Consider the following 927-nt stretch of genomic DNA (forward strand, 5'->3'; position numbering starts at 1 on the left):
GATACGGGTCGAGTGCGCCCGCTACATAGGCGTTTCCCGCGGCCGCGACGGTCCCACCCGCCGCGAACAGGAACGCCTTCAGTGGATTAATTGCCATATTTCCCTACCCCTTAGCCACCTAACGCCGGTCTAGCCTGTTTTGCCAATGCCGACAAGAAAAACGGGCCGACAAGAAAAAGCCCGAGCTTGTTGACCCTTGGGGCTTGACCACGCTTTCAGACCCAATCACCAATCATCTGCATGAATACGATTCGATCCGTCTGCGTCTATTGCGGCTCGTCTCCGGGCCGCGATGAAACCTATATCAAGGCCGGACACCTGCTCGGGCGCTCGATTGCCAAAGCGGGACTGCGGCTGGTCTATGGCGGCGGCACCAAAGGCATCATGGGCGCCGTCGCCGAAGGCGCGCTCAAGGCCGGCGGCAAGGTGACGGGCATCATTCCGCGCTTCCTGATCAACAAGGAGGCGACCGAAACCGCGCTTGACCGGCTTGATGAACTCTTGATCACCGACAACATGCACGAGCGCAAACACAAGATGTTCGAGAAATCCGACGCCTTTGTGGCACTGCCGGGCGGCATCGGCACGGTCGAGGAGATCGTCGAGATCATGACCTGGGGACAACTTGGCCATCATCGCAAGCCGATCGTCTTCGCCAATGTCAAAGGATTTTGGGATCCGATGCTGGCGTTGCTCGATCACATGGCCGCCGAAGGCTTCATCCACACCGCGCAGCGGGTCAAGCCGCTGGTCGTCGACGACCCCGAAGCGATCGTCGCCGCCATCATGGTAGCCGGATCGTCCGTCGACGCCCCGACCGAGGGCGTGCAGTCGGTGATCGACAAGATGTAGGGCGATAAGGAATAGGGGCAGTAAGGCAGTATGTGAATTGCCTCGAGTGTCCTGCCTACTCCCCTACTCCCCTAC

The 927-nt window shown here is 59.8% G+C and carries 1 protein-coding gene; it reads left to right on the forward strand.

Going from position 1 to position 927, the window contains the following annotated elements; genetic code table 11:
- The first annotated feature begins 240 nt into the window (after window positions 1-240).
- Window positions 241-852, forward strand: a complete 612-nt coding sequence (locus tag EN943_RS37165) for a TIGR00730 family Rossman fold protein (RefSeq protein ID WP_127416626.1) — start codon at window positions 241-243, stop codon at window positions 850-852.
- The last annotated feature ends 75 nt before the right edge of the window (window positions 853-927 follow it).

Origin of the sequence: Mesorhizobium sp. M7A.F.Ca.US.006.01.1.1 (genome assembly GCF_003997935.1) — a bacterium.
Classification (GTDB): domain Bacteria; phylum Pseudomonadota; class Alphaproteobacteria; order Rhizobiales; family Rhizobiaceae; genus Mesorhizobium.

Bases quoted from the DNA above. Each gene is read 5' to 3' on its own strand.
- EN943_RS37165 (WP_127416626.1), top strand. From the start codon at position 241: ATGAATACGATTCGATCCGTCTGCGTCTATTGCGGCTCGTCTCCGGGC.